Below are 5,562 nucleotides of genomic sequence, written 5' to 3'. Positions count from 1 at the left end.
AAAAAGAAAAAACCCGCCTGTGCGGCGGGTCACTGGCGCAAATCAGCACCATGGATGAAAATGTACCTTAGCTGAGGGCAGGGAGTCAAGAAAAAATTCCTATCATTAAAAACTTTCGGCACAAAGGCTGCCAACACCGCCGAACTGACTGCCGCCGCCAGGCCTTTGTTCAGCTGAGTTCGGCAGGCCGTGTCGTAAGCAGTCGTCCGGATTAGGCAGCAGATGAGTTGTCCGATTTGTCTGTCGGCTGGTTGAGACGGGCGGCACCCCGACGCGCGTGCTCTTCCCCAGGCGCGGCAAATGCGCCAGACTTGGGCGACGGGTTGCGATGTCCAGTCGCCGGGAGGGGTCGTCCATGAATTTCGTGTTCTTCTCGCCGCATTTTCCCGCCAATGGCGCGGATTTCTGCGACCGTTTGAAGAAGGCCGGGGCCAGGCTGCTCGGTATCGGCGACGCGCCCTATGACGCGCTCGACGCCAAGCTGAAGGCGGCGCTCAGCGAGTACTACCGTGTCGCCGACATGGAGGACTATGATCCGGTGTTCCGGGCAATGGGGCATTTCATCCACAAGTGGGGCCGCATCGACCGCTTTGAATCGCTCAACGAACACTGGCTGGAGCTGGAAGCCAACATCCGCACCGATTTCAACATCTACGGCACCAAGCTCGATTTCGTGAAGAACCTGAAGCGCAAGAGCCGCATGCGTGCCTTCTTCCGCAAGAGCGGCGTCGACACCATCGCGCAGCGCAAATGTTCCGACCGCGCCGGGGCCATGACCTTCATCCGGCGCGTTGGCTATCCGGTGGTGGTCAAGCCCGACAGCGGTTCCGGCGCATCGAACACCTTCAAGATCTCCAACGCCAAGGAGCTCGACCAGTTCTTCCGGGACAAGCCCGAGGACGTGACCTTCGTCATGGAGCAGTTCATCGAGGGGCTGGTGGTGACCTATGACGGGCTGGTCAACCGCGACGGCGAGGTGGTGCTGGCGGCCAGCCACCGCTACGACCAGAGCGTCATGGAGGTGGTCAACAAGGACCGCCACATGAGCTATACCTGCTTTCCCAGAATCAACCCGGCGGTCGAGGAGGCCGGTCGAAAGATCCTGAAAGCATTCGACGTGCGTGAACGCTTCTTCCACATCGAGCTGTTCGAGACCAAGGACGACCGTGTCATCGCGCTGGAGGTCAACATGCGCCCGCCCGGCGCCTGGATGACCGATGCGATCAACTATACGTTCGACATCGATGTCTATGCGGCGTGGGCCGACATGGTGGTCAGGGATGCCGCCGGCGGCCCTTACGAGGGCAAATATTTCACCGCCTATGCCAGCCGCAAGCGACGCCTCCACTATTTGCACAGCCATGAGGACGTGCTAGCCGCGCACCGCGACAAGATCGTCCACCATCAGGCCATCGAAGAGGTTTTCAGCCGCGCCATGGGAAATTACGCCTACCAGATGCGCTCGAAAGACGAAGCAGCGCTGCGCGAAGCGGTCGCGTACATCCACGCGGAAAAGGCGTGAGGCGATGGACATTTCCTATCATAAGAATTTCTCGAGCCAACTCGGCCGCGACATGGAATACAAGCGCTACGGCCATGCCGGCCGGCCGGTGGTGGTGTTTCCGACCTCGCAGGGCCGGTTCTACCAGTTCGAGGATTCCGGCGGGGTGGGCGCACTGGCCGAATTCATCGACACCGGCCGCATCCAGCTGTTCACGGTCGACGGCGTCGATTCGGAATCCTTCTTCGACAAGCATGCCGACGCGGCCCATCGCATTGCCCGCCACGAGGCCTATTTCCGCTATGTGCGCGAGGAAGCGCTGCCGGACTTCCTGTCCACGGCCGAGCAGGCCAATGGCGGGCGCAAGCTGAAGCCGCTGTTCTCGGGCTGTTCGATGGGCGGCTATCACTCCTCGAACTTCGTCTTCCGCTTTCCCGAACTCGCCAGCGGCGTCATCGCGCTGTCGGGCGTCTATTCGGCGCGCGATTTTTTCGGCAGGGCGCTCGAGGGCGATATCTTCTACAACTCGCCGCTCGACTATCTGCCCGGCATCGTCGATCCCAAACTGCTGGCCCGGCTGAAGACGCTCAGGCTGATCTTCTGCTGCGGGCAGGGCGCCTGGGAAGAGCGGATGCTGGTCGAGACGCGCAGGTTGGAACAGATCCTGCGCGACAAATCCATTCCCGCCTGGGTCGATTACTGGGGCGGCGATGTCAGCCACGACTGGCCGTGGTGGCACAAGCAACTGGTCTATTTCTTCGGCCGTTGGCTGGATGACGACCTGATGCACAGGCTGGATTGATAGGGAGGCCCGTCCGCTGACGGCTACCCTTCCTGGCATGCCGGCAGGGCGGTTTCGCGCTCCGAAGCCGATACGCGACGCAGGCCAAGGAAGACGACAAGGGCGGTGACGACGGTGATCGCCGCCAACACGATCAGCAGCCTGTCGAACGCCGTCTCGTAGGCCTGGACCAGAACAATGGCTCCGGCTTGGGGCAAATGTTGTGCTGCTTCGCCGAGATTGCCGGTCACCAGCAACTGGGCTGCCGCCGCTGCGTCCGTCGAAGATGCCATTCCTTATGCGGCGAGCTGCGCGGCGGCAAAGCCGGAAAGCGTCGCCATGACGATCGCCAGCGCCACACCCTCGCAGGCGACGCGGGTGGTGTTGAAGATGCCGACCGCCATGCCGGCGCGCTCCCTTGGCACGACGCTGACCGCAAGCCCGTCCATCAATCCCCAGGGCAGAGCGATGCCGACGCCGATCAGCATCAGCGGCGCCATCAGCGCACTATCGACCGGTGGTGTCAGGCTCAGCCAGACAAGCCCGGCGGCAGCGACGAGCAGGCCGACACCGCAGATGGTGGCCGGTGCGATCCAGCGCGCCAGCTGGCCGGCGAGCATCGGCAGGATCAGCAGCGGACCTGAGAGGCAGATCATCAATTGCCCGGCCTTGATCTCGTTCATCCCTTCGATGCCGATGAAACGGATCGGCAACAGGACGAGCAGGACGACGAAGGCGTAAGCGGGTGCCGCAGCCAGGAACTGGACGCCGACGAAGCGGGGGTAGGCAAACAGCGTGAGATCGAGCATCGGCCGTTGTGCTTGCCGCTCGACAACGACGAAGGCGACAAAACAGATGATAGAAGCGGCCAGAAGCGTGACGACGAGGGGATCAGCCCAGCCGCTCTGCGGCGCCTGGAGCACGCCATAGGTCAGCGACGCCAGCGCGATCGTGAAGGTGCCGGCTCCCGCCCAGTCGAGGCCCGTCGCATCCGGGTCGCGCGATTCCCTGATGGTGCGCAGGCCGAGCATGGCGGCGGCAATCGCGAGTGCCGCAACCAGAAGAAAGATCGACCGCCAGCCGAATGCGGAGATAAGCAGGCCCGACGCGATCGGGCCGAAGGCGAGGCCGATGCCGAAACTGGTGCCGAGGAAGCTGAAGGCGCGCAGCCGCAATGGCCCTTCGAATTCCTGGGCGAGTGCCGAGGCGCCGCCAGCGAAGGCGGCCGCACTGCCGATCCCCTGCACGGCCCGGAAGATGTCGAACCAGATGATGTCCGGCGCCAGCATCGCGCCCAGTGATGCCAGGATATAGAGGGAGAGGCCGACGAGGAAGAGGCGCTTGCGGCCGTGGTTGTCGGCCAGGGCGCCCGACGCCATCAGGGTGGCGCCGAAGGTCAGCATGAAGGCGTTGGTCACCCAGTTGAGCTCGATGGGACTGCCGCCGAGATCGGCCGCGATGCGCGACAGAGCGACGGCCGGACCGGTGAAGGTCAATGGCATCGTCATCGCGGCAAGGCACACGGACAAGAGCACGAGCCATCTCTCGGCAGAGCCGGTTGTGGTCCTGGAAGTCATGGATTTTCCTATCTGAAACAGCACTCGCCGGTGGGCCGCGCGATTGCGGAGCCGGTCGTGATGACAAGATAGGTCGTCGGCATTTCAGGAAGAATAGTGTTATATCTCCTGGTATATCGGACTGAAACGCTCGAATGGAATGACACGATGGATCGTCTCAACGGGCTCCTGGCCTTTGCCCGCACCGCCGAATTCGGCAATTTCGTCGCTGCCGGACGGGCGCTTGGCATCTCGGCTTCCGCTGTCGGCAAAAGTGTCGCCCGGCTCGAGCAGGAACTCGGCGTGCGGCTCCTGCAGCGCAGCACGCGGCGCATTGGCCTGACGGAAGAGGGCAAGCTGTTCAACGAGCGGGTGCGCCGCATCCTCGACGACATCGACGATGCCGAGGCGATGCTGTCGCGGACACGGGAAACACCGCGTGGGCGGCTGCGCATATCCACCCCGATCGTCACCTATCATCTGTTGCTGCCGGTGTTGTCGGAGTTCATGGCCCGCTATCCCGAGATCGAACTCGACATCGATTTCAACGACCGGATCGTCGACGTCATCGACGAGGGCATCGATGTCGCGATCCGCAGCGGCGAGCTGCCTGATTCGCGCCTCGTGTCGAGACCCGTTGCGCCCTTCCGCATGCTGCTGTGCGCGGCGCCCTCCTACCTCGAGCGCCATGGCACACCCGGCGAGCCGGCGGATCTCATCAGGCATTTCGGCATAAACTTCCGCTTCCTCAACAGCGGCAGGCTGCTGGAGTGGCCGTTCATAACCGGAAGCGCTGAACCGCAGATCCGCTCGATGCTGACCTGCAACAACATGGAAGCATTGAAGGGCGCCACGATCGCCGGCCTCGGCATCGCCTGCATGCCGGATTTCCTGGTGCGTGAGGCGCTGCACGAAGACAGGCTGCGTACCGTTCTCGACGGTCATGTCGACGGCCGTGGCCAGTTCCGGATGCTGTGGCCTTCCAACCGCCATTTGTCGCCGAAGGTGCGCGTGTTCGTCGATTTCCTTCCCGATCGCCTTGCGGCGCGCTAGGCGTTCATCGCATAATATGACAGTGATAGTCATGTTTGTGTGGAAGCGCTTGAGCGGCTGTGGCATGCCGCTGACCGCGGGGGCGCTGCGGCGCTTGCCCCGAACTGTTGCATAGGACTTGAATGATGGACCAATTGAGCGCGCAAACCCGGATCAGCGACGCGGCGATCAGGTCGGTGATGGACCGGCTGCGCGCCGAGCACAGCGAATTCGAGATCGACACCGGCGTCGCCGACCAATGGGAGCTTCGCCTCTATTATGGTTCGTTGAGCGCCACGCTCGATGATGAAAGCGTACTGATCCGCGTCGCGGCGTCCGACGAAACCTGCCTGTCCTACATGAAGATGACGGTTGCCGGCCATGTCGCCGAACATCTCGGCACGACCAGGGGCATTCATTGGCAAGGCGACGGCGTTGACGCCGGCACGCCGGTCTTCTTCCGCGAGATCACGGTGATGTCGTCGACGCGGATTTCGGCGCATATGCAGCGTCTGCGCTTCGCCGGCAAGGATCTCGGCCGGTTCAGCCATGGCGGCCTGCACATGCGGCTGCTGCTGCCGCCGGCTGGCCGCCAGCCGCTCTGGCCGACGATGGGCGCCGACGGCCTGATTGTCTGGCCTTCGGGCGACGATGCTCTTGCCGTGCGGGTCTACACGATCCGGGCGCTGGAT

The 5,562-nt window shown here is 63.0% G+C and carries 4 protein-coding genes and 1 pseudogene; 4 read left to right on the top strand and 1 reads right to left on the bottom strand.

The window, feature by feature from the left end; genetic code table 11:
* Window positions 1-355: 355 nt before the first annotated feature.
* Both EOA22_RS23120 and EOA22_RS23115 read left to right on the top strand, forming a co-directional pair.
* Window positions 356-1,522 (top strand): ATP-grasp domain-containing protein, encoded by a 1,167-nt coding sequence (locus EOA22_RS23120; RefSeq protein WP_063168866.1) that lies wholly within the window; start codon window positions 356-358, stop codon window positions 1,520-1,522.
* A 4-nt stretch (window positions 1,523-1,526) separates the two neighbouring features.
* Window positions 1,527-2,303: an esterase family protein gene (locus EOA22_RS23115; protein ID WP_063168865.1), complete on the top strand. Its 777-nt coding sequence runs from the start codon at window positions 1,527-1,529 to the stop codon at window positions 2,301-2,303.
* A 23-nt stretch (window positions 2,304-2,326) separates the two neighbouring features.
* Here the strand turns inward: EOA22_RS23115 and EOA22_RS23110 are convergent.
* Window positions 2,327-3,859, bottom strand: a pseudogene (locus EOA22_RS23110) (MFS transporter).
* Window positions 3,860-4,006: 147 nt separating this feature from the next.
* Here EOA22_RS23110 and EOA22_RS23105 point away from each other — a divergent pair.
* Together EOA22_RS23105 and EOA22_RS23100 are read left to right on the top strand one after the other, a co-directional pair.
* Window positions 4,007-4,891: a LysR family transcriptional regulator gene (locus EOA22_RS23105; RefSeq protein WP_013529929.1), complete on the top strand. Its 885-nt coding sequence runs from the start codon at window positions 4,007-4,009 to the stop codon at window positions 4,889-4,891.
* 125 nt (window positions 4,892-5,016) lie between these two features.
* A partial coding sequence (locus EOA22_RS23100; protein WP_206521320.1) for a siderophore-interacting protein occupies window positions 5,017-5,562 on the top strand: 546 nt, incomplete at its 3' end.

The sequence above is a fragment of the Mesorhizobium sp. M7A.F.Ca.US.014.04.1.1 genome (assembly GCF_003998745.1).
In the GTDB taxonomy this organism is placed as follows: domain Bacteria; phylum Pseudomonadota; class Alphaproteobacteria; order Rhizobiales; family Rhizobiaceae; genus Mesorhizobium; species Mesorhizobium ciceri.
This window is presented reverse-complemented; position numbering and strand designations above follow the sequence as displayed.

Excerpts from the sequence above, each read along its gene's own strand:
- EOA22_RS23120 (WP_063168866.1), top strand. The coding sequence starts at position 356 with ATGAATTTCGTGTTCTTCTCGCCGCATTTTCCCGCCAATGGCGCGGAT.
- EOA22_RS23115 (WP_063168865.1), top strand. The coding sequence starts at position 1,527 with ATGGACATTTCCTATCATAAGAATTTCTCGAGCCAACTCGGCCGCGAC.
- EOA22_RS23105 (WP_013529929.1), top strand. The coding sequence starts at position 4,007 with ATGGATCGTCTCAACGGGCTCCTGGCCTTTGCCCGCACCGCCGAATTC.